The sequence below is a fragment of the Streptomyces sp. NBC_00459 genome (assembly GCF_036013955.1).
Taxonomy (GTDB): domain Bacteria; phylum Actinomycetota; class Actinomycetes; order Streptomycetales; family Streptomycetaceae; genus Streptomyces.
In genome coordinates this window covers 5,342,576-5,363,383 of the sequence record NZ_CP107903.1, presented here as the reverse complement: position 1 = coordinate 5,363,383, position 20,808 = coordinate 5,342,576, and the positions used below count along the sequence as shown (strand labels likewise).

The following is a 20,808-nucleotide window of genomic DNA, read 5'->3' as shown; positions in this document are numbered from 1 at the left end:
CTGCCGTGAACGCTCGTACCCCCCGTCGGACCGCCGTGCGCCGTACCGCCATCGCGGTGACGGCCGCTGCCTCGGCCTTCTCGCTCGCCGCGTGCGGTGTCATCGACAGCGCCAGTGGCAGCAGCGGATCCGCGGCGCCCAAGAAGGGCGACGACATCACCGTGGGTCTCCTGCTGCCCGACAAGGAGACGAAGCGCTTCGAGAAGTTCGACTACCCGCTCTTCAAGAAGCAGGTCATCGCCCTCACCAACGGCAAGGGCAAGGTCCTCTACGCCAACGCCGAGGCGGACAAGGCCAAGCAGAGCCGGCAGCTCGAGGAGATGATCTCCGAGAAGGTGGACGTCCTCGTGGTGGACGCGATCGACGCCAAGGCCATCGCGCCGGCGATCGAGAAGGCCAAGGACGCGGACATACCGGTCATCGCGTACGACCGGCTCGCGGAGGGCCCGATCGACGCGTACGTCTCGCACGACAACGAACTCGTCGGCGAGGTGCAGGGCCGTTCGATCGTCGAGGCGCTCGCCGAGAAGGCCGCGACCAGCAAGATCGTCATGATCAACGGCTCGGTCACGGACCCGAACACGGGCCGGTTCAAGTCCGGCGCGATGAACGAGCTCCAGGGCAAGGTCCAGATCGCGGCGTCGTACAACACCAAGGACTGGCTGCCCGAGGTCGCCAAGGCCCACATGGAGGCGGCGATCAAGACCGTCGGGCTGAACAACATCGCCGCCGTCTACTCGGCGAACGACGGCATGGCCGGCGCGGTCATCGACGCGCTGAAGGAGGCGGGCGCCTCGAAGATCCCGCCGGTGACCGGGCAGGACGCGGACCTGGCGGCGGTGCAGCGGATCGTCTCGGGCGAGCAGTACATGAGCGTCTACAAGTCGTTCATCCTGGAGGCCAACAACGCCGCGTCCATCGCGGTGGCCAAGGTCCAGGGCCGCGGGATCGAGTTCGACGCGCTGACCCGCGACAGCGTCGACAGCCCGACGGAGAAGAAGATCCCGTCGATGCTGGTACCGGTGGTGGCCCTCACCAAGGAGAACATCAAGGACACCGTGATCCAGGACGGCGTCTACACCATCCAGGACATCTGCACCCCGGAGTACGCGGCGGACTGCGCGGAGATCGGCCTCAAGTAGCGCGTACGAGCGGCGAGTTGCTCCTCCAGGGCACTGGGCCGGCGGAGGAGCACGATCGCTCCGGGGGCCTGTCGCGCCGTACCGGACGACCGGCGCCGCGGGCGGTGGCCGCTCGCTGGGTCGCCGGGACGGCGGTACGGGCAGAGTATGGAGAGCAGGCGAACCGTACGAAGCAGGAAGAGCGACCGGATCAGGGATAGGAGGTGCGGCGCCATGCCCCAGTTCATGGACGTCCACCACGGCATGGAAGGCATCACGGCCGACCAGCTGCGCGAGGCCCACCAGGCCGACCTGGACATCGAGAAGGACGAGGGAGTCCACTTCGAGAAGGCCTGGGCGGACCCCGGGTCCGGCACGGTCTACTGCCTCTCCGAGGCTCCCTCGGCGGAGGCTGTCCAGCGCATCCACGAGCGCGCCGGCCACAAGGCCGATGAGGTCCACCCGGTTCCGCTGACGGTCTGAGGACGCGGTCGGCAGGTGAGCAGGTGAGCGGGCGGGCACGAAGAGGTCCCCTGCCCTGCGATTGTCGCGGGCAGGGGACGGTCACATCAGCTGTCCGGGCCTACTTCACGTCGACGTAGTCGGTCCAGCCGGCCGCGGGCATGGTGAGGTTCGTGCCCTCGAAGGTGTAGCGGTACGCGCCGTCCGCGGTCGCCTGCACGGTGGCCGTGGCCCAGCCGTTCCGGTCGGTCTTGACCTTCTTCAGCGTCTTGAAGGGGCCGCTCGTGCCCTTGCGGTACTGGAGCAGCAGCTGGTGCCCGACGAGGGGGACGTTCTTGTTCGTCTCCCAGCTGGCGACGGTCATCTGGGCCTTGACCGTGAGGTTCTTGCCCTTGGTCACCGGCTCCGGGCCGGCGTCGGTCTGGGACATGTAGGTCGTGCGCTTGACGCGGGCGAAGGATGTGAGGTCGGTGAGGCCGTCCCCGCGGGTGACGTTGCCTTCGCCGTCGGTGGCCACGAAGCTCAGGTACCAGAGACCGGCGAGGGCGTTGCTGTGGAGGTTGACCTTCGGGTTGGCCGTCAGCAGGGCCTCGCACCAGGAGGTGATCTCGTTGGTCTTGTGGCAGTGGGCACCCGCGGTAATGACCGCCTCGGGCTTCTCCGCGTCGTCTCCGCGCCTCAGCTCGATCGACACGCTCTTGATGCCGGACGGGTCGCTGAGCGTCGCGGAGATCGGGATCAGTCTCTTCGTCGCGGCGTCGACGCCAACGGTGTAGTCCTGCCAGTCGTGGTTGACATCGATGTTCGAGAACGTCGTGGCCGAGTCGTCCTGGTCGGCCCCGGCTGCCGGAGCGGCGAGAGCGGCGACGGCCAGAGCGGCGCTGAGGGCAGCGGCGGTAGCGGTGGCGACAGTGGCGCGTATGCGCATGGTGTGGTTCCCCCTGGGGTTGATGAGGCGGGTGGTGCCTTCACCTGCGTCAGACACACGAGATGCCCGAGGGGTTGTGCGCTGAGGGTCCGTCAGAGGGCCCGGTCGCGAAAATGCCCCCGCTCCGCGCCATGAGCGCAGGTCGGGGGCACGATCGCGAAAGTTGTCGTGAAGACTGCCGTGAAAGCTACTTCTTCTTGCCCTGGTTCTTGACCGCCTCGATCGCCGCCGCTGCCGCGTCCGGGTCGAGGTAGGTGCCGCCCGGCTTCACCGGCTTGAAGTCGGCGTCCAGTTCGTAGGCGAGGGGGATGCCCGTCGGGATGTTCAGGCCGGAGATCGCCTCGTCGGAGATGCCGTCCAGGTGCTTGACCAGGCCGCGGAGGCTGTTGCCGTGGGCCGCGACCAGGACCGTACGGCCGGTGAGGAGGTCGGGGACGATGCCGTCGTACCAGTACGGGAGCATGCGGTCGACGACATCCTTCAGGCACTCCGTGCGGGGGCGCAGCTCCGGCGGGATCGTCGCGTAGCGCGGGTCGTCCGACTGGGAGAACTCCGTGCCGTCCTCAAGGGGCGGGGGCGGGGTGTCGTACGAGCGGCGCCAGAGCATGAACTGCTCCTCGCCGAACTCGGCGAGTGTCTGGGCCTTGTCCTTGCCCTGGAGGGCGCCGTAGTGGCGCTCGTTCAGGCGCCAGCTGCGGTGGACGGGGATCCAGTGGCGGTCCGCGGACTCGAGGGCCAGCTGGGCCGTGCGGATCGCGCGCCTCTGTAGGGAGGTGTGGAGCACGTCGGGGAGCAGGCCGGCGTCCTTGAGCAGCTCACCGCCGCGGACCGCCTCCTTCTCGCCCTTGTCGGTGAGGTTGACGTCCACCCAACCGGTGAACAGGTTCTTCGCGTTCCATTCGCTCTCGCCGTGGCGGAGGAGGATCAGCTTGTACGGTGCGTCGGCCATGCCCCCGAGCGTAATAGAACGTCCCGATCCGTTGCTCGGCCGCCCGGCAGCCGGACAACCGGCGAACGGTTGACGGGATCTGTTAATTGAGTGGTCCCCTCGCGCGACCCGCTCGTAAGTTGTCATCACCGTTCGAGCTGCTTACATCCGTGGGGGATACCTGTGTCACTCGCCGCGCTGAAACGCGCTGCCCGAGAGTCCGTCTCCGGGCTGCCCCGCGAGTTCTGGTGGCTGTGGACCAGCACCCTCGTCAACCGGCTCGGGGCCTTCGTCGCCACGTTCATGGCGATCTATCTGACCCTCGACCGCGGCTACTCCGCCTCGTACGCCGGTCTGGTCGTCTCGTTGCACGGGCTCGGCGGGGTCGTCTCGTCGATCGGCGGCGGGGTCATGACCGACCGGCTCGGGCGGCGCCCCACGCTTCTCATCGCCCAGTCGTCCACGGCGTTCTCCGTCGCGCTGCTCGGCTTCGTGCACCACCCGGTCGCCATCGCCGGTGTCGCCTTCCTGGTGGGCATGGCGAGCAATGCCTCACGGCCGGCCGTGCAGGCGATGATGGCGGACATCGTGCGGCCCGAGGACCGCGTCCGCGCGTTCTCCCTGAACTACTGGGCCATCAACCTCGGGTTCGCCGTCTCCTCCGCCGGCGCCGGTTTCATCGCCGAGGTCAGTTACGTCGCCGGGTTCCTCGTGGAGGCCGGTATGACGCTGGCCTGCGCGGTCGTCATCTTCCTGAAGCTGCCCGAGTCACGGCCTGTGGCGGCCACGAAGAAGGAGCAGGCGGAGGCCTCCGTCGGGCTCGGGACCGTGCTGCGCGACGGGCGCTTCATGAGCGTCGTCGGGCTGTCCTTCCTCGTCGCGCTCATCTTCCAGCAGGGCTCGGTCGGGCTGCCGATCGCGATGGGCGCGGCAGGGTTCACCCCGGCGGACTTCGGGATGGTCATCGCCGTCAACGGCGTACTGATCGTCGTGTTGCAGATACCGGTGACCCGTTTCATCCAGCACCTGGACGCCCGTCGCCTCCTCGTGGCCTCGTCGCTCCTCGCCGGGTACGGGTTCGGGCTCACCGCGTTCGCCGGGTCGGTCGGCGCTGTCGTCCTCACGGTCTGCGTCTGGACCCTGGCCGAGATCGTCAACGCGCCGACGCAGACGGGGCTGGTCGTGCGGCTGTCCCCGGTGCACGGGCGCGGTCGCTATCAGGGCATGTACACGATGTCCTGGTCGGTGGCCGGCCTGGTCGCCCCGCTGATGTCCGGCTTCGTCATCGACCGTTTCGGCGCGGAGTGGCTGTGGGGCCTGTGCGCGGTCGTCGGGACGGTGGCGGGGGTGGGGTACTGGGCGCTGATGGGGCGGGTTACGGTGGAGGACGACGACTCCGTCCCGGCCGACCCGTCGTCGGGGGCCTCGGTGTCCGAGACCGTGCGCGAACAGGCCGTCTGACCTTCCAAGGTCCGCAGACGCAGGCCGCGCCGCGAACCCTGGCGCCACGCCTACCGCCCGCGTTGGTCGTCGTTGGCATCGCCGCGCCCTGGCGGGTCGACAGGCGGCAACACGTCGACGACGAAGGACCCCTTGTGCGGCAGCGTCTCGATCAGCCCACGCTCACGAAGGTCCCGTAGCGCACGCCGGATGGTCCTGTCGGCAACGCCGTAGGTCTCCGCCATCCGCGTGATGCTGGACAGCGCTCCGCCCGGCGGGATGCGTCCCGACCTGATCTCTTCTTCAACGGTGCGTGCAATCCGCTGCCACTCGTACTCGGCCATACCTTCAGCTTTGCCTGGTGCACCGGGATCCGCCTTGCCAGCCCATGGTGCACCAATGGCGACCGTGGCGTACCGTGGTACATCTAGAGAAGACCCCCGCGACCGTGCGACCGGTCCGGGGGCATGGCCCACCAACTGAGTAGGAGTTGATGAACATGGCCGAGCGTAGCGCCACCGCGCTGCACTGGCTCCTGGTGACCCTGGTTCTCTGGGGACTCACCCGCCTGTTGCCCGCGACCGGCACCCGCCGGAAGACACCGACGGCAACTCGAATCGCCGTAACCAGCACAGACGCAATGGATCACGCCCGCCCGACAGCAGCACGAGTCCCGGCCCAACGCCCGTCTCCGTACAGCACCGACCAGGGAGCACTGGACGGTTCCGCGTCCCGTCTGTCGCGGCCGTACCTGCCCGCTCTCACCGGGTGCTGGGCCCCCGAGGCGGCCAAGTCGCCCCGTACAACCCACGTACGGCCCTGCTGGACGGCCCGGGAACGCGCCCTGCGCTGGAGGCGGCGGCGCGTCCTCGTACTGGCGGCTCACTTCCGCCTCGACCTCGACCGGCGCAACATCCACGCCGTCCCGGTCGGGGGTGACGTCCGATGACCGGCACGGGCGGTGCCAAGGTCGGGGCGGCCGTGCGGCAGGCCGAGTTGCCCATGCCGCGCGCCTATCGGCTGTGGTTCGAGCACACGCGTAAATGCGCCGAGTGCAAGAACGTCCGCAAGGCACAGGACGGTTGCGCGAGCGGGCGGGAGCTGTGGGCGGCCTACCGCCTCGCCTACGCCGAGGGGTCCCGATGACCGCGCCGCCGACTACGCACACGGACCGGTGCGGGACTGCCCGCGCCTCCCTGCTCCAACATGCCCCCATTCTCAGCGAGTTGGGCGCGTGCGTCCTCCCCCTGGAGCACGGCGGGGACCACCGCGACCCCTGGGGCCGCACATGGAACGTGGTCCCGCCCCACCGCACGGCCAACACCGGCAGGGGGACTGCCGAGTGACCCACGCCCCCGAGCCGGCCTGGGCGCCGGAACCCCCGTACCGGTCGCCCCGGTGCACTCTCGGTCAGCATCCCCGTTGCCGGGATTTCGAGCCCCGCGACAGCGGTGTCCCCGGCGTGCGTTACCTGGTGTGCACGTGCTCCTGCCACCGGCCGTCTCCGGTCCCAGCGAAGGAGGTCCGCCTATGAACTCCCTTCAGATCCTGCGGAGTTGACCGACTCACCGTAGTGGGCACGGTGAACGCGGCGCTCCGGGAGATCGCCGATCGGCGTCGACGTGCCGCCGCGGTGCAACGCATGCGGCAGATGGTTTCCGATGGAAAAATCGGCTTCTCTGCCATCGAGAAACCCGCCACCTCCCCCTCGTCAGCAGCCCCCACAGCCACAGACAAGGGGCAGCACGCCGCGCTCACGGATGCATCCGCGCCCCCTTCACCACCTTGTCCACCGCGTTCTTCGGCCCGTACACCGCCACCCCCACCACATCCAGCTCCCCCGACCCCACGGCCCGTACGGCCGCCCGGTTGTCCCGGTCGTTGCCCGTGCCGAAGAGGTCGGACGTGAAGACGGAGCACGGCAGGGCGCGGGACACCGCTCGTCCGTGCGCCGCCTTCAGCGTCTCCTTCGTGGCCTCGAAGACGAGGACCGGCTGCCGAAACATCGGGAGGTACGGCGTGCCGTCCGCGTCCTCGTACGGCTCGCCGATCACCTCGGGGATCGTCGTCCCCAGGCCGCTGACCAGGAACGCGGTCACGTTCAGGCGCTGCCAGGGTTCCAGGTCCTCGCGCAGCAGGACGGCGATCTTCGTGTCGAAGCGGATCGGGGTGGTGCCCGTCGGGCTCTCGGTGCTCATGCTTCGAGACTGCCGAGCCTCGTACGATCCCGTCTTGTACGTTCTTTGCATGGCCACCCGGCAGGAAGTCTCCGCCTGGCGCCCGGCCGTGACCGGCGTCGTCGAGGTCTTCCACGCCCACTTCACCGAGTACGCCTACCCCATGCACGTACACGACACCTGGACGCTGCTCATCGTCGACGACGGCGCCGTACGGTACGACCTGGACCGGCACGAGCGGGGCACCCCGCACGACACCGTGACCCTGCTGCCGCCGCATGTGCCGCACAACGGGTCGCCCGCGACGCCGGACGGGTTCCGCAAACGGGTCCTCTATCTCGACTCCACCCATCTGGGCGAGGAGTTGATCGGGGCCGCCGTCGACCGGCCCGATCTGCGCGACCCCCTGCTGCGCCTGCGCGTCGGGCAGTTGCACGGTGCGCTCGTGCGGGCCGGGGAGGAGTTCGAGGCGGCGAGCCGGCTGGCGCTCGTCGCGGAGCGGCTGCGTACGCGGTTGCGGGCGACGGACGTACCCCGGCCCCGTCCCGCGCGCGTCGATCCGCCGCTCGCCCGGCGGTTGCGGGCGCTGCTCGACGAGCGACTCGTGGACGGGATCACGCTCGACGAGGCCGCGCGGCTCGTGCACGCCCATCCCGCGCATCTCGTACGGGCGTTCAGCGCGGCCTTCGGGATGCCGCCGCACCGGTATCTGACGGCGCGTCGTGTCGACCGGGCCCGGCGGCTGCTCCTCGACGGGCTGCCTGTCGGCGAGGTCGCGACGGCCACCGGGTTCTACGACCAGGCCCATCTCACGCGCCACTTCAGGAAGTTGGTGGGCGTGCCGCCCGGGCGCTACCGGCTCGGCCGAGGATTCAGTCCGTAGGCCGCTGGGTCAGGTGGGCGAAGGCGTCAAGGTTGCGGGTCGACTCTCCCCGGGACACCCGCCAGGCGTACTCCTTGCGGATCGCCGACGCGAACCCCAGCTCCAGAAGGGTGTTGAAGCCGCCGTCGGCCGCCTCCAGGACCGAGCCGAGGAGACGGTCGATCTCCTCGGGGGTGATCGCGGACAGGGGCAGCTTGGACGTCACATAGACGTCGCCCAGGCGGTCCACCGCGTAACTCACGCCGTACAGCTTGAGGTTGCGCTCCAGGAGCCAGCGGTGGACGCCCGCCTCGTTCTCGTCGGGGTGGCGGATCACGAACGCGTTCAGTGAGAGGGAGTGCCTGCCCACGAGGAGCGAGACCGTCGTCGAGAGTTTGCGGGTCCCGGGCAATTTTACGACGTAGTTGCCGGGCTTCGGGCTCTCCCAGTCCAGGTCGGCCTCGGTGAGGACCTGCTCGATGATCGACGCCGAATCAGCCATGCAGCGAGCGTACGCGACGCCTGTGGGCCTGCATCGCGGCCATGTAGACGTCCCCCGTGGCGGCGGCCGAGGCGTCCCAGCCGAAGCGCTGGGCGTGCCGGGCCGCCGACGCGCCCATCCGGGCGGTGAGGGTCTCGTTGTCGGCGAAATCGCGCAGCACGCGCGCGTAGGCGGCGGGATCGTGGCCCTTCACGAGGAATCCCGTACGCCCGTCGGCGACCGCCACCGGGAGGCCGCCCACCGCTGCCGCCAGCACCGGTGTGCCCGCCGCCTGGGCCTCTATGGCGACCAGGCCGAACGATTCGCTGTAGGACGGCATGACGAGGACGGATGCCGCCCGGAACCAGTCCGCCAGCTGCTCCTGGTCGACCGGCGGGCGGAAGCGTACGACGTCCGCGATGCCCAGGCGGGCGGCGAGCTTCTGCAGGCCCTCCGGCTTGGCAAGGCCGCTGCCGCTGGGGCCGCCGACTATCGGGACGACGATGTTGGCGCGCAGCTCGGGGCGCTCGTCCAGGAGGACGGCGACCGCGCGGAGCAGCACGTCGGGGGCCTTCAGGGGCTGGATGCGGCCCGCGAAGAGGGGGATCAGTGCGTGCTGCGGAAGGCCCAGGCGGGCGCGGGCGGCGGCGCGGCCGTCGGCCGGGGAGAAGCGGTCGAGGTTGACGCCCGGGTGGACCACGGCGACCCTGCGGGGGTCGGCGTCGTAGTGCCGTACGAGTTCGTCGGCCTCTTCGGCCGTGTTGGCGATGAGGCGGTCGGCGGCGGCCACGACCTGCATCTCGCCGATCACGCGGGCGGCGGGCTCGGGGCTGTCGCCGGTGGCCAGGGCGGCGTTCTTGACCTTGGCCATGGTGTGCATGGCGTGCACCAGCGGGGTGCCCCAGCGCTGGGCGGCGAGCCAGCCGACATGGCCGGAGAGCCAGTAGTGCGAGTGCACGAGGTCGTAGTGGCCGGGGCGGTGGCCGGCCCAGGCCTGCATGACGCCGTGCGTGAAGGCGCACAGCTGGGCCGGCAGGTCCTCCTTGGGGAGGCCTTCGTAGGGGCCCGCGTCGATGTGGCGCACGAGTACGCCGGGGGCCAGCTCGACGGCCGGGGGGAGGGCGGCCGTGGTGGCCCGGGTGAATATCTCGACCTCGATGTTGATCGCGGCGAGGCGCTGCGCGAGCTCGACGATGTAGACGTTCATTCCGCCGGCGTCGCCCGTGCCGGGCTGGTGGAGCGGGGAGGTGTGCACCGAGAGCATGGCCACCCGGCGGGGCCTGCGGCGGCGGCCCAGCAGGCCGATGTACTGGCTCACGTGGCGTTCCTCCTTCTCGGCCCCGACTTCGCGGCTGCTCGCGGTTCGCTCTTCGCACAGCTCCGAAGGGTCAACGCCACGAGTGGGCGGCCCATTTCCTCTTTGCCCAATCATTACTCTTTTCCGCTCAACCGTTCGATACGGCGCTGCCCCTTACCCTCGTACCCATGGCTGTTCCCCGCACATCGACCCGCTCCCACCCCCTGGGAACGGTGACGCGCGGGACGACCAACCCCAACCGGCTGCGCCGTATGGACCGCTGGATCGCGGCCACGCACGGCGCCGCCCTGCGCCGGGCCCCCTCCCCCGTCGCGGTCGACCTCGGGTACGGCGCCGCACCCTGGACGGCCGTCGAACTACTCGCGCGGCTGCGTACCGTGGCGCCACGCGCGCGCGTGGTGGGTGTCGAGATCGAGCCTGCCCGGGTCGCGGCGGCGAAACCGTACGAGCGCGAAGGGCTCGCCTTCCGGCACGGCGGCTTCGAGATCCCGTTGCCGGAGCGGCCGGAGCTGATCCGCGCGGCGAACGTGCTGCGGCAGTACGACGAGGCCGAGGTCGCCGGGGTCTGGGCGCGGCTGTGCGCCCGGCTCGCACCGGCCGCGGGCGGTTTCGGGGGCGGGCTGCTCGTCGAGGGGACGTGCGACGAGATCGGGCGGCGGCACGTGTGGGTCGCCCTCGGGCCCGAGGGGCCGCGCACGGTCACCTTCGCGGCGCGGCTCGGCTCCCTGGACCGCCCCTCCGACCTCGCCGAGCGCCTACCGAAGGCCCTCATCCACCGCAACGTCCCCGGCGAACCGGTGCACGCCTTCCTGCGCGACTTCGACCGGGCCTGGGCGGGCGCGGCACCCTACGCCTCGTACGGGGCCCGCCAGCGCTGGATCCGTGCGGTACGGGACCTGACGGCCGACTGGCCCGTGACGGACGGGCCGGTGCGGTGGCGGCAGGGTGAAGTGACCGTGTCGTGGGGGGCGTTGGCGCCTCGGCACTGAGCCACCGGATGGCCGGATCACCGGCCTGTCCGGTCACCGGCCTGCCGGATTCCCGTCGAATCTCACCGAATCCCGCCGGGCCACTGCCGAACCACCGCCGGATTACCGCCCGGTTGCTGTCGGTTTGCTGGACTTTCCGGCTTTTCAGGCGCCTCACATTGCTCACGATTCACGGGCAACGATCTCCCCGCGCCGTTCGTCACACATGCGGGGGCCGGGGGAAGGGCAGGCAACTTGCGGGATGCCTGTTGCTTTTTGCGGTGACATGGCACGATCCCCCGAGCGCCGTAAGTTACTGACGGTTAATCAAATGGGCGAAAAGGTACGGGGGTACGGGGAATGGGAGCCGGCAAGCGGAGCCTGGTCGCGACAGCCGTGGGACTGGTCTGCGCGGTCACCGTCCTGGGCGGCGCGGGCGGCGCGTACGCGAGCCCCGCGCCGACACCGACACCCACACCGACGCCGAGCGTGACCCTGCCACCGAACAAGGACCTGGAAGCCGTACACAAGAGGCTGGAGAAGCTCTACCACGACGCCGCGGTCGCCACGGACGCCTACAACGCGGCGGAGGAGGAGGCCGAGCGGCAGTCCGACGAGATCGTCGAGCTGGCCCGGGAGATCGTCAAGGGGCAGGAGCGGCTGGCCGAGTTGAAGGACCGCGCGGGCGCCGCAGCCCGCGCCCAGTACCGCTCGGGGGGCCTGCCGCCGACGGCGCGACTGTGGCTCAGCGACGATCCACAGGCGTGGCTGGAGGGGGTCAGCCGGATCCGGCAGGGCGAGAAGGCGACCAAGGGCCTGTTCGCCGAAATGACGCGCACCCAGCAGGACTTGGAGCTGTACGCGAAGGACGCCTCGGCCCAGTGGACGAAGCTGGAGGCGAGCCGGAAGGCCAGGGCCGCCGCCCAGAAGAAGATCGAGCAGCAGATCGCGGCGGCCGAGGACCTGGAGTCCCAGCTCCAGAAGGAGGAGAAGGAACGCCTCGCGGAGCTGGAGCGGGAGGCCGCCGCCAAGGCGCAGACGTCCTGGCTCGACTCCGGCGTCCTCGACGACAGCGACGGCAGCACGACGGCACAGGGCGAGAGGGCCGTGGAGTACGCGACGGCACAGCTGGGCAAGGCGTACGAGTGGGGCGCCGAGGGTCCCGGCACGTTCGACTGCTCGGGCCTGACCTCGGCGGCCTGGGCTGCGGCCGGGGTCACCATCCCGCGCACCTCGCAGCAGCAGTGGGAACAGCTTCCGCACATCGACATCGCGGACATGCGTCCCGGCGACCTGATCGTCTACTTCGACGACGCGAGTCACATCGCGATGTACGTGGGCGACGGCAAGATGGTGCACGCCCCGCGGCCCGGACGGACGGTGACGATCGCGGGGGCGGGGTCGATGAAGATACTCGGGGTGGTCCGGCCGGGTGCGTGAACCGGGCGGCCACTTCGGTCAATTCGGCACATAGAGAACTTTTCCCTCGGTACGGAACATCCCGCGCCGTAGGTGACCCGTCCCACGTGACCCACCGCACCCACCAGCACCGCCCAACCCTCTGGTGGACGTGACTTTCGTCATCCCCGGGCGGGCAACCCCGCACCCAAGTGCGTTACGGAGCACGGCATATGACACCGGCGCCACCGCGCGGACGCGCCGCCAACCATTCCGTTGCGGGCCTGTCAACCGCTATGGTCCCGGTCGGTGGATCGAGACCCCTCGCCCATCGTGCCCTCGGGGGGAGGGAAGGAACCCACGACGATGCCCGTACCCGTACCGCGGCAGAGAGCGATCCCGGCCCTGGAGACCGATCAGGCGCCGGCCCCTGCCATGCCCGGAGCGGCCTCCACCGGCACCCCCGGCCCGGGCACCCCCTCCGGTGAATCGGCCCCGCGCAAGCAGACGACGACCGGCACGGACGCCTCCGACGCCGCTGACGCCGCCGCCAAGGCCGCAGCATCCTTCACCGCCCCCGGCACACATCTGACCCTCCTGCTGATCCAGGACGACCCGGGCGGCTCGCCCGTCGTGCCCGAGCTGCTCGACGCGTCGGGCAAGCCGATCCGCGTCCGTACGGCACGCAACCTCACCGAGGCCGAGCGACTGCTCACCGACGACGTCCACTGCATCCTGCTGGACCTCGCCCTGCCCGCGCCCCCGACGCCCCCGAACACCGACGACGGCAACGACGACGAGCTGGCGGTGCTGAAACACGTACTGCGGCTCGCGCCCCGGCACGCCGTCCTCGCGCTCACCGCCTCCGGCGACGCCGAGCGGGGTACGGAGGCGGTACGCGTCGGCGCCCAGGACTACCTCTTCCGCGACGAGCTGGACGGCCGGCTGCTGAGCCGCGCGATCCGCTACGCGGTGGAGAGAAAACGCTCCGACAGGGCCGAACGCCGGCTCACCGAGTCCCGGCTGCGAGCCCAGGAGAACGCCCGCCTGGAACGCGGTCTGCTCCCCACCCCGCTCCTCGACGGCTCCTCGCTGCGCTTCGCCGCCCGCTACCGTCCCGGCCGCTCCCGCGCCCTGCTCGGCGGCGACTTCTACGACACGGTCCGTACGCCCGACGGCACGGTCCACGCGATGATCGGCGACGTGTGCGGGCACGGCCCCGACGAGGCGGCGCTCGGTGTGGAGCTGCGCATCGCATGGCGTGCGCTGACACTGGCGGGCCTGTGCGGCGACGCGCTGCTGGGCACGCTCCAGCAGGTCCTGGAGCACGAACGCGAGAACGACGAGATCTTCGCGACGCTCTGCACGGTCGACATCTCGCCGGACGGCCGCAGCGCCGGCCTGTGCCTGGCCGGCCACCCGGCTCCGCTGCTGGTCCGCCCGACGCCCGCACCCTCCGGGCCCGGCGCCGTGGCGGAACTGCTGCCCCACGACAACAACGGCCCGGCGCTGGGACTGCTGCCGGGGGCCCGCTGGCCTCGTACGCAGGTGCAGCTGGGGGCCGAGTGGACGCTGATGCTCTACACGGACGGTCTGATCGAGGGCCATGTCGGCGCGGGCCGGGAACGGCTCGGCCAGGACGGCATGGTGGCGATGATCCGCCGCCAGCTCGCCCAGGGCCTGCGCGGCGAGAACCTGCTGCGGGCGGCCGTGAGCGAGGTCCGCGAACTGAACGGCGGGGAGCTGACGGACGACCTGGCGGTCCTGCTGCTGGACCGCCAGGCGTAGGCCGCTCCGGAGGGCGATCCCGCGGTGGGCCGATCGTGGGGCCGGCCGATCGTGGGCCGGTCGATCGTGGGACGGGGGCGGGTCAGCGACCGCCGTTGTACGGCCCGTACGGCCCGTCACTGCTGGAGCCGCCGCCCCTGCGACTGCGCCCGCCACCCGGGAGACCGCGCAGGGCCGGTCGTACGTCGACCATGTACACGATCGTCGCGACCAGGCCGATGATCGGCAGGAACGACAGGATGTTGAAGATCAGGTTCACCACGAAGGCGAGCCCGAGGATGACCAGCCAGAACGGCTTGGTCTTCTTGTCCGCCGCCCGATAGGCGTCCTCGCGGCGCACCGCGGCGTCGATCAGAGCGAAGCCACTGAAAATGATCAGGGCCACGCTCAACAGCCACATGAACCCCGCGAACCCCTGCATCAGCACAACGTCCACCACCAAGCTCGGTCAGTTCGTATGTGCGGTCACCGTACCCGCAACCTGGAACCCGCTACCCGCCAAACGGGCCGGGCACTCATGGAGTGCCCGGCCCGTCCTCGTACACGCTGTTTCACCTGTTCGGCTCTGCCTGTTTGTCTGCCTACTTGGCGGGCGGAGTCGTCTTCTTCGCGGCGGGCTTGCGGGCCGGGGCCTTCTTGGCGGCGGGCTTGCGGGCCGGGGCGGACGCGATCTTGGCCTCGGCGGGAGTCGGGACGGGGGCCGCGGCCGGGGCGGGCACCTTCTCCTCGGTCGCCACCTTGACCTCGACCGGCTCTGCCTTCGGCTCGACGGCGATGGCCAGTTCCTCGATCTCCTCGGCGGCCTCGCCGCGCCAGGTCTTCACGGCCTGCTCGCCGTGCTCGGCGACCTTCTCGTACGTCTCGCGCGCCTTCACGGCGTACTCGGCGGCGACGCCGACACCGCGCAGGGCGAGGTCCTGAGCGCTCTCGCCGAGCTTCTTCAGGTCGGCGTCGATGGTGGAGCCGAGCTTCTTGAAGTCGCCGTCCAGGGTGGTGATGAACTCGCCGACCTTGGTCTGAATGGTCTCCTGTGCCTCCTTGGCACGCACGGAGGCCTTCTCCTGCGCCTCCTTGGCACGGGCGGCGGCCTTCTCCTGAACCACCTTCGGGTCGGTGCCGCGTACGGCCTCGATCCGGGCCGGCGCCTCGGCACGCAGCTGCTCGACCAGGCCGGGCACCTTCTTGGCCTGCTGAAGGGCGAGGTCGGCGGTGCCGGCGGCGAAGTAGAACGGGGTGGGGTCGCTGAAGGTCTTACGGAGGTCGTCGGTGATGGCCATGGTGATGGTCCTCCCGGGTTGCTTCGAACTGAGGGTTTGGGGGTTCCGCGAGCGCCGGCCCGGTCTTGACTGGGACGACTTGTGCTTCTTGGTGCGACTTATACGTCTTGGTACTTCTGGTGAATCCGGCGAATCTGGTGCGTCAACCGGCCGTCTGCTGCGGATCGGCATCGCTGCCGGTGCCTATGTCCGTGTCTCTGCCTGTGTCTCTATCTCTGCCTGCAGCACTGTCCGTGTCTCCGTGTGCGCCACCCGGAACGTCCGGCACAGGGACGTCCGTCGCGGCTGGAGGGCTGCCCGGATCGGCGATCTCGAACCCGTTCTCCTTGCGGAAGGACTCGTAGATCTGCAGTAGCACCTGCTTCTGCCGTTCGCTGAGCGTGGGATCGGCGAGGATGGCGGCACGTGTCTCCACCTCGTCCCGGTCCCGCTCGGCATCGAGGATGCCGGCCCGCACGTACAGCGTCTCGGCGGAGATCCGCAGCGCCTTGGCGACCTGCTGCAACACCTCCGCGCTCGGCTTGCGCAGCCCGCGCTCGATCTGGCTCAGATACGGATTGGACACCCCGGCGGCATCGGCGAGCTGCCTGAGGGACAGCTGCGCGGTGCGCCGCTGGTCGCGCAGGTACTCACCAAGATTGCCGACGTTGAGCGTTGCCATGCCTCTACCTTGCCGCACTCTTGCTAACTATTGCAAGCGCCTGCTTGCAAAAGTGCGCTACGCCACTTCGAGCCTGACTGTGACTGAGCACGATGGGTGTCGTACTCGGTCCCGCACCTGCCTACCGGTTGTCCGGGACATCAGGCACCCCTCCGTCCCGGACAACCGTAGGCACGACAGGTCACCAACATCCTGCTGGACCGGAAGATCACCAGCCGCTAGCCGCGTCGCCAGGGCGGGCGTTGCCGGTGAACCTCGACCTCGGCAATCCGGAGGGTCGTCGGGATCTGCCCGACCTACGATGGCGCGGTGAAGTTCGTGATGGTGCCTGGCGGCTGGCAAGGCGGATGGGTGTTCGACTCTGTCGCCGTCGAGCTGCACCGAGCGGGTCACCACGTCGAGGCGGTGACCCTGGCAGGGTTGGAGTTGGACGGCCCGGTCGATGTGGACCGTCCGCCGAACCTCGACACCCATATCGACCAGGTGGCCGAGATCATTGACCGTAGCGGCGAAACACCCCTCGCACTGTGCGGGCACAGCTACGGCGGGATGGTGATCGCCGGTGTCGCGGATCGGCTCAGCGATCGCCTCGATCAGCTCGTCTTCATCGACGCCTATGTTCCGGACGACGGGGATTCGTGTTGGTCTTTGACCAGCGAAAGCTTCCGGGAATCGTTCATAGCGGGCGCCCGGGCCGACGGTCGATGGGTAGCAGTGCCTGATGGGCTCGACCCTCGCGCGCGACCGCATCCAATGGCGAGCTTCGTCCAGTCGATCAGGCTGGGAGGCAACCCCGGCCGCGCCCTCGGCCGAACGTTCATCAGTGGTGGCGCGTGGACAGGCAGCCCGTTCGTGACCCTGACCGAACGGTTGCGCAACGACTCGGCCTGGCAGGTTCACGAGATTCCCGTTGGTCACAACATCGCCCGCCGCGACCCGCACAGCCTCGCTGCCGTTCTTGGCGCGTTGCCGCCCGCCTCCGCCTGACGCACAGCCGCTCACGCCCCTGTGTCGTCCTCGTCCGGCATCCCGGCGCAGATGCTCCTGGCCCCCGATTCCGCGAGTCGCCGGCAAGAGGCGTTGTCAGTGGGCTCTGCCAGGGTGTGCGTCGTGGATGAACTGGTGGAGCGTGTCGACGATCAAGATCGCGTGCTGGGGATGGTGGTCAGCCGTCGGCAGGCCGTCCAGGAGAGTTGGCTGCACCGGGTCGCCGTGACGGTGTGTCGTGATGAGCGTGGGCGGATCCTGGTCCACCGGCGGTCGGAGGAGCTGTCACGCTTCCCCGGGTTCTACGAGGTCGTGGTCGGTGGCGCCGTGGGTGTCGGTGAGTCCTATGAACAGGCCGCCGCGCGGGAGGTGGCCGAAGAGCTGGGCATTCGTGTGCTGCCGCGCTTGCTGTTCACGTTCCTCAACCGCAGCGGTTTGAGCCCTCACTGGCTCGGCGTGCACGAAGCCGTGGCGCCGGACACGGTGGCCGCCGATCCCGATGAGGTCGCCTGGCACGGCTGGCTGACCGAGCCGGAGCTGCGGTCGGCCCTGCTGGAGTGGCGCTTCACCCCCGACAGCCACGAAGCCTTCAGCCGCTATCTCGCGTTCCGGACAGCGCGCACATCACCACGTGCGGATCCGAAGCGGTGAGGGCGGGTTCGGGGCATTCCCCATCGCACAGCACCACCATGGACAACGGCGATCCGAGCGCAACGGGGCGATGTGCGAATGGGTACGGCTGATCCGTACATCACTCTCAATGAGCACGCCCAGTGGCTTCGAGAGACAGTGCGTCAACCGATCGCAGGACCGAACCACCTGGTCAACGGAGCGACCAGATCCTCCTGGTCCTCGCCGACCCACGCCACATACCCGTCCGGCCGCAACAGCACCGCGGGCACGCCCAGTTCGCCCGCTTCACCCGCTTCACCCAGTTCCTCGCTGTCGTCGACGACGTGGTCGACCCGGTCCGCCCAGCCCGCCGCCGAGAGCCGGCCGGTCCGGTCGAGGAGCAGGCCCCGGCCCTCGTGCATCAACTCGTAGAGGCGGCCCCGCTTCAGCGTCACGTCCCGCATGCGCAGGCCGAGCAGTTCGTGGCCCTCGCCGAAGTCGTAGCGGATGCCGATGCCGACGAGTTTCTCGATCAGGTGCCGTTTCACGTTCTCGAAGTCCATCAGCTCCGACACCAGTCGGCGCACGGACTGGGCACCCGGCTCGGTGGACATCAGGTGCGTCTGCGCGCGGGTGCTGTCCAGCACCTCGGCGGCCACCTGGTGCCGTTCGGCGTGGTAACTGTCCAGCAGCCCCTCCGGGGCCCGGCCGGCAATCTCGGCGGCCAGTTTCCACCCGAGGTTGAACGCGTCCTGGATGCCGAGGTTGAGCCCCTGTCCGCCGACCGGCGGGTGGATGTGCGCCGCGTCGCCGGCCAGCAGTACCCGGCCGGTGCGGTAGCGCTCGGCCTGCCGGGTGGCGTCGCCGAAGCGGGAGAGCCAGCGCGGGGAGTGGACACCGAAGTCGGTACCTGCGTACGCCCGCAGCTGCCGCTTGACCTCGTCGAGGGTCGGGGCCGAGCGGTCCTCGGTCACCCCCTCGGCGGGCACGACGACGCGGTACACCCCGTCGGTCCCCAGGGGCCCCAGGCCGAACCACTTCTGGGTCTTGCGGACTTCCGCCACCACGGCGGCCACCGTCTCCGGCTCCACGCCCACCTTCATCTCGCCCAGCAGCGCCTGGAGCCGGGTGGGCTCGCCGGGGAAGCCGACGCCGAGCAGCTTGCGTACGGTGCTGCGCCCGCCGTCGCAGCCGACGAGGTAGCGCGAGCGCAACCGTGTGCCGTCGGCGAGCTCGGCGGTCACCCCCTCCTCGTCCTGGCTCAGCCCGACCAGCTCGTGGGAGCGCCGGATCTCTGCGCCGAGTTCGGTGGCGTGCTCGTACAGCAGACGGTCGGTGACGGTCTGCGGGATGCCGAGTACGTAGGGATGCGCGGTGTCCAGCCGGGCGGGCGCGGGCTTGTCCATGGCGGCGAAGAAACCGCCGGCGACCGGGTACTGCTTCCCGTGCGCGAGGAACCGCTCCAGCAGACCGCGCTGGTCCATCACCTCGATGCTGCGCACATGCAGACCGAGCGCACGGACGACCGGGGTCGCCTCCGCGTCCCTCTCCAGCACGACCACGTGCACGCCGTGCAAGCGCAGCTCGGCGGCCAGCATCAGGCCGGTGGGTCCGCCGCCGACCACGATCACGTCCATCATGACAACCCCCATTTCGGCAGCCCTCGATTGCCGTGGTCTCCGCGTTTTCCGCAGGTCCGGGCCGCCTCGGCCGACGATTCTGCGGCACGACCGGGGTCTTGCCGCAAGCCCCCCTGTGCGCTATATGTTGAGAGTGGCAAGGAGTGACATGACCTCCTTGCCTTTTCCTTTCCCTACGGCCGACCCGCTACTGCCGACCCGCTACGGCCGACCGGTGAGCCTCTGGGCCGACCGCTCGTACGCCCGCAGTTTGTCGGGCGCCAGGATCCAGTAGAGCCCGTCGATGCCGTCCGGTCCCGCGGTGATGCTCATCAGGGCGACAGCGGTCCCGTCCTTGGTGAGCAGCATGGCGGGTTGGCCGTTGGCCTCGACCACGCCGTAATCGGCCCCGGGGAAGAACTTCTGGGCGAAGGCGCTGATCCGCGCCACGCGTCCGGTGCCCACGACGTCCAGCCGTGCCACGCCGCGCATGCCGTTGCCGTCCGCGTAGGCGACGACATCGGCCGACAGCACGTTCTCGAGGGCGGCGACATCTCCGTGCCGTGCCGCCGCGACGAAGGCTTCGAGCAGCCGCCGGTGCTCCGCCGCGTCGACGGAGTCACGGCGTTCGGCGGACAGCCGCTTGCGGGCCCGGCTGACGATCTGGCGTGTGTTGGCCTGGGCCAGCTGGAGCATGCCCGCGATCTCGTCGTACGGATAGTCGAAGGCCTCCCGCAGGACATAGGCCGCCCGTTCCACGGGGTTCAGTTTCTCCAGGACCAGCAGCACGGCCAGCTCCAGCGCCTCGCCACGCTCCGCGCCGACCTGCGGATCCACTCGGGTGTCCACGAACTCCGGCAGCCACTGCCCCACGTACGCCTCACGGCGGACCCGCGCCGACTGGGCCACGTTGATCGCCAGCCGGGTGGTGGTCCTCGCCAGGAACGCACCGGGATCCAGCACCACGCCACGGTCGGTGCCCTGCCAGCGCACCCACGCGTCCTGCACGACGTCCTCGGCCTCGGACACACTGCCCAGGACGCGGTAGGCGATGCCGAACAGACGCGGGCGCAGTCGCTGGAACACTTCTGCGGCTTCGTCCAGGTCGTCCAGCTCGTCCATGATGCCGATGCCTCCGCCTCCACAGGTACCGGCTGGATCCTATGCCGGGCTTCCGCTCGGACCGGGGCCAGGACCATGGCCAGGACCGGCGCCGGAGCCCGGTGGTACCGTCGCGGAATGGACCCGCAGGAGCTCGCCAACCTCGCGCATCTGCGTCGGGCCCGGGATCTGATCGACCGGGAGTACGCGCGTCCGCTCGACGTGCCGACCATGGCCAAGCACGCGCTGATGTCGCCGGCGCACTTCTCGCGGCGGTTCCGGGCGGCCTACGGCGAGACGCCCTACAGCTATCTCATGACCCGCCGGATCGAGCGGGCGATGACGCTGCTCCGCGCCGGCATGAGCGTGACCGACGCGTGCATGACCGTCGGCTGTACGTCGCTCGGCTCGTTCAGCACCCGGTTCACCGAGATCGTCGGGGAGACACCGAGCGCGTACCGAGGCCGGGAGCACGACGCGGTGACGGCGATGCCCGCCTGTGTGGCGAAGGTGCAGACCCGGCCGAGCAGACACGGGGCCGGTCCGGACGCTCCGAGCACGGAGGCGACGAGCACGAACGCCGCGAGCACGGGCACTCCGAGCGGCAGCACACCGGTCGGGGACATCGGAAACGTACCGAGCAGGATTCGAGAAGCGGGCCGTACGGCCGCCGCCTAGCG

23 protein-coding genes are annotated in these 20,808 nt (G+C 69.9%); 12 read left to right on the top strand and 11 right to left on the bottom strand.

Annotation, left to right across the window (positions count from 1 at the left end; translation table 11 throughout):
* The first annotated feature begins 5 nt into the window (after nt 1-5).
* Complete coding sequence (locus OHN74_RS23635) at nt 6-1,142, top strand: sugar ABC transporter substrate-binding protein (RefSeq protein WP_327696556.1); 1,137 nt, start codon at nt 6-8, stop codon at nt 1,140-1,142.
* A 213-nt stretch (nt 1,143-1,355) separates the two neighbouring features.
* A complete protein-coding gene (locus OHN74_RS23630) occupies nt 1,356-1,604 on the top strand; it encodes an SCO4226 family nickel-binding protein (protein WP_327696555.1) in 249 nt (82 codons plus the stop codon).
* Nucleotides 1,605-1,704: 100 nt separating this feature from the next.
* Here the strand turns inward: OHN74_RS23630 and OHN74_RS23625 are convergent, their stop codons facing one another.
* Complete coding sequence (locus OHN74_RS23625) at nt 1,705-2,511, bottom strand: hypothetical protein (protein ID WP_327696554.1); 807 nt, start codon at nt 2,509-2,511, stop codon at nt 1,705-1,707.
* A gap of 187 nt (nt 2,512-2,698) precedes the next feature.
* Nucleotides 2,699-3,460 (bottom strand): phosphoglyceromutase, encoded by a 762-nt coding sequence (locus OHN74_RS23620; RefSeq protein ID WP_164415218.1) that lies wholly within the window; start codon nt 3,458-3,460, stop codon nt 2,699-2,701.
* Nucleotides 3,461-3,622: 162 nt separating this feature from the next.
* On the opposite strand from OHN74_RS23620, the gene OHN74_RS23615 reads away from it, so the two are divergent.
* The gene (locus OHN74_RS23615) at nt 3,623-4,900 is read left to right on the top strand and encodes an MDR family MFS transporter (RefSeq protein WP_327696553.1); all 1,278 of its coding nucleotides are present in this window, start codon (nt 3,623-3,625) and stop codon (nt 4,898-4,900) included.
* A gap of 50 nt (nt 4,901-4,950) precedes the next feature.
* Here the strand turns inward: OHN74_RS23615 and OHN74_RS23610 are convergent, their stop codons facing one another.
* On the bottom strand, nt 4,951-5,223 hold the full coding sequence (locus OHN74_RS23610) for a winged helix-turn-helix domain-containing protein (protein ID WP_327696552.1): 273 nt from the start codon (nt 5,221-5,223) through the stop codon (nt 4,951-4,953).
* Between the two features lie 155 nt (nt 5,224-5,378).
* Between OHN74_RS23610 and OHN74_RS23605 the strand changes: the two genes are divergently transcribed.
* Together OHN74_RS23605 and OHN74_RS23600 are read left to right on the top strand one after the other, a co-directional pair.
* The gene (locus OHN74_RS23605) at nt 5,379-5,828 is read left to right on the top strand and encodes a hypothetical protein (RefSeq protein ID WP_327696551.1); all 450 of its coding nucleotides are present in this window, start codon (nt 5,379-5,381) and stop codon (nt 5,826-5,828) included.
* Entirely contained in the window at nt 5,825-6,025 is a 201-nt protein-coding gene (locus tag OHN74_RS23600) for a hypothetical protein (protein WP_327696550.1), read from the top strand. Before OHN74_RS23605 ends, OHN74_RS23600 begins: the two co-directional genes overlap by 4 nt.
* Before the next feature lie 608 nt (nt 6,026-6,633).
* Here the strand turns inward: OHN74_RS23600 and OHN74_RS23595 are convergent.
* Nucleotides 6,634-7,077, bottom strand: coding sequence for a DUF2000 domain-containing protein (locus tag OHN74_RS23595; RefSeq protein ID WP_327696549.1), 444 nt, complete (start codon nt 7,075-7,077; stop codon nt 6,634-6,636).
* A 49-nt stretch (nt 7,078-7,126) separates the two neighbouring features.
* On the opposite strand from OHN74_RS23595, the gene OHN74_RS23590 reads away from it, so the two are divergent.
* Entirely contained in the window at nt 7,127-7,939 is an 813-nt protein-coding gene (locus OHN74_RS23590) for a helix-turn-helix transcriptional regulator (protein WP_327696548.1), read from the top strand.
* Here OHN74_RS23590 and OHN74_RS23585 read toward each other — a convergent pair.
* Together OHN74_RS23585 and mshA are read right to left on the bottom strand one after the other, a co-directional pair.
* Entirely contained in the window at nt 7,929-8,420 is a 492-nt protein-coding gene (locus tag OHN74_RS23585) for a YbjN domain-containing protein (protein ID WP_327696547.1), read from the bottom strand. The two genes, OHN74_RS23590 and OHN74_RS23585, sit on opposite strands and share 11 nt — an antisense overlap.
* The gene (gene mshA / locus OHN74_RS23580; protein WP_443060433.1) at nt 8,413-9,717 is read right to left on the bottom strand and encodes a D-inositol-3-phosphate glycosyltransferase; all 1,305 of its coding nucleotides are present in this window, start codon (nt 9,715-9,717) and stop codon (nt 8,413-8,415) included. The genes OHN74_RS23585 and mshA overlap by 8 nt, the downstream gene beginning before the upstream one ends.
* 167 nt (nt 9,718-9,884) lie before the next feature.
* On the opposite strand from mshA, the gene OHN74_RS23575 reads away from it, so the two are divergent.
* From OHN74_RS23575 to OHN74_RS23565, 3 genes are all read left to right on the top strand, one after another.
* Nucleotides 9,885-10,706 carry a class I SAM-dependent methyltransferase gene (locus tag OHN74_RS23575; RefSeq protein ID WP_327696546.1) on the top strand — a complete coding sequence of 274 codons (822 nt, stop codon included), beginning with the start codon at nt 9,885-9,887 and terminating at the stop codon, nt 10,704-10,706.
* Nucleotides 10,707-11,045: 339 nt separating this feature from the next.
* Nucleotides 11,046-12,125: a C40 family peptidase gene (locus OHN74_RS23570; RefSeq protein WP_327696545.1), complete on the top strand. Its 1,080-nt coding sequence runs from the start codon at nt 11,046-11,048 to the stop codon at nt 12,123-12,125.
* A gap of 324 nt (nt 12,126-12,449) precedes the next feature.
* A complete protein-coding gene (locus tag OHN74_RS23565; RefSeq protein ID WP_327696544.1) occupies nt 12,450-13,871 on the top strand; it encodes a PP2C family protein-serine/threonine phosphatase in 1,422 nt (473 codons plus the stop codon).
* A gap of 82 nt (nt 13,872-13,953) precedes the next feature.
* Here OHN74_RS23565 and OHN74_RS23560 read toward each other — a convergent pair whose 3' ends face one another.
* The 3 genes from OHN74_RS23560 to OHN74_RS23550 form a co-directional block, all read right to left on the bottom strand.
* Entirely contained in the window at nt 13,954-14,292 is a 339-nt protein-coding gene (locus tag OHN74_RS23560; RefSeq protein WP_327696543.1) for a DUF2516 family protein, read from the bottom strand.
* 160 nt (nt 14,293-14,452) lie between these two features.
* Nucleotides 14,453-15,148, bottom strand: coding sequence for a hypothetical protein (locus tag OHN74_RS23555; RefSeq protein WP_327696542.1), 696 nt, complete (start codon nt 15,146-15,148; stop codon nt 14,453-14,455).
* Nucleotides 15,149-15,290: 142 nt separating this feature from the next.
* The gene (locus OHN74_RS23550; RefSeq protein ID WP_327696541.1) at nt 15,291-15,809 is read right to left on the bottom strand and encodes a helix-turn-helix domain-containing protein; all 519 of its coding nucleotides are present in this window, start codon (nt 15,807-15,809) and stop codon (nt 15,291-15,293) included.
* A 309-nt stretch (nt 15,810-16,118) separates the two neighbouring features.
* On the opposite strand from OHN74_RS23550, the gene OHN74_RS23545 reads away from it, so the two are divergent.
* Both OHN74_RS23545 and OHN74_RS23540 read left to right on the top strand, forming a co-directional pair.
* Nucleotides 16,119-16,796 (top strand): alpha/beta fold hydrolase, encoded by a 678-nt coding sequence (locus OHN74_RS23545; protein ID WP_327696540.1) that lies wholly within the window; start codon nt 16,119-16,121, stop codon nt 16,794-16,796.
* 171 nt (nt 16,797-16,967) lie between these two features.
* Nucleotides 16,968-17,447 carry an NUDIX domain-containing protein gene (locus tag OHN74_RS23540; RefSeq protein ID WP_443060569.1) on the top strand — a complete coding sequence of 160 codons (480 nt, stop codon included), beginning with the start codon at nt 16,968-16,970 and terminating at the stop codon, nt 17,445-17,447.
* A gap of 143 nt (nt 17,448-17,590) precedes the next feature.
* Here the strand turns inward: OHN74_RS23540 and rox are convergent, their stop codons facing one another.
* Together rox and OHN74_RS23530 are read right to left on the bottom strand one after the other, a co-directional pair.
* Entirely contained in the window at nt 17,591-19,048 is a 1,458-nt protein-coding gene (gene rox / locus OHN74_RS23535) for a rifampin monooxygenase (protein ID WP_327696539.1), read from the bottom strand.
* Between the two features lie 201 nt (nt 19,049-19,249).
* Complete coding sequence (locus OHN74_RS23530; protein ID WP_327696538.1) at nt 19,250-20,149, bottom strand: sigma-70 family RNA polymerase sigma factor; 900 nt, start codon at nt 20,147-20,149, stop codon at nt 19,250-19,252.
* Between the two features lie 117 nt (nt 20,150-20,266).
* Between OHN74_RS23530 and OHN74_RS23525 the strand changes: the two genes are divergently transcribed.
* The gene (locus OHN74_RS23525) at nt 20,267-20,806 is read left to right on the top strand and encodes a helix-turn-helix transcriptional regulator (protein ID WP_327696537.1); all 540 of its coding nucleotides are present in this window, start codon (nt 20,267-20,269) and stop codon (nt 20,804-20,806) included.
* Nucleotides 20,807-20,808: the final 2 nt, after the last annotated feature.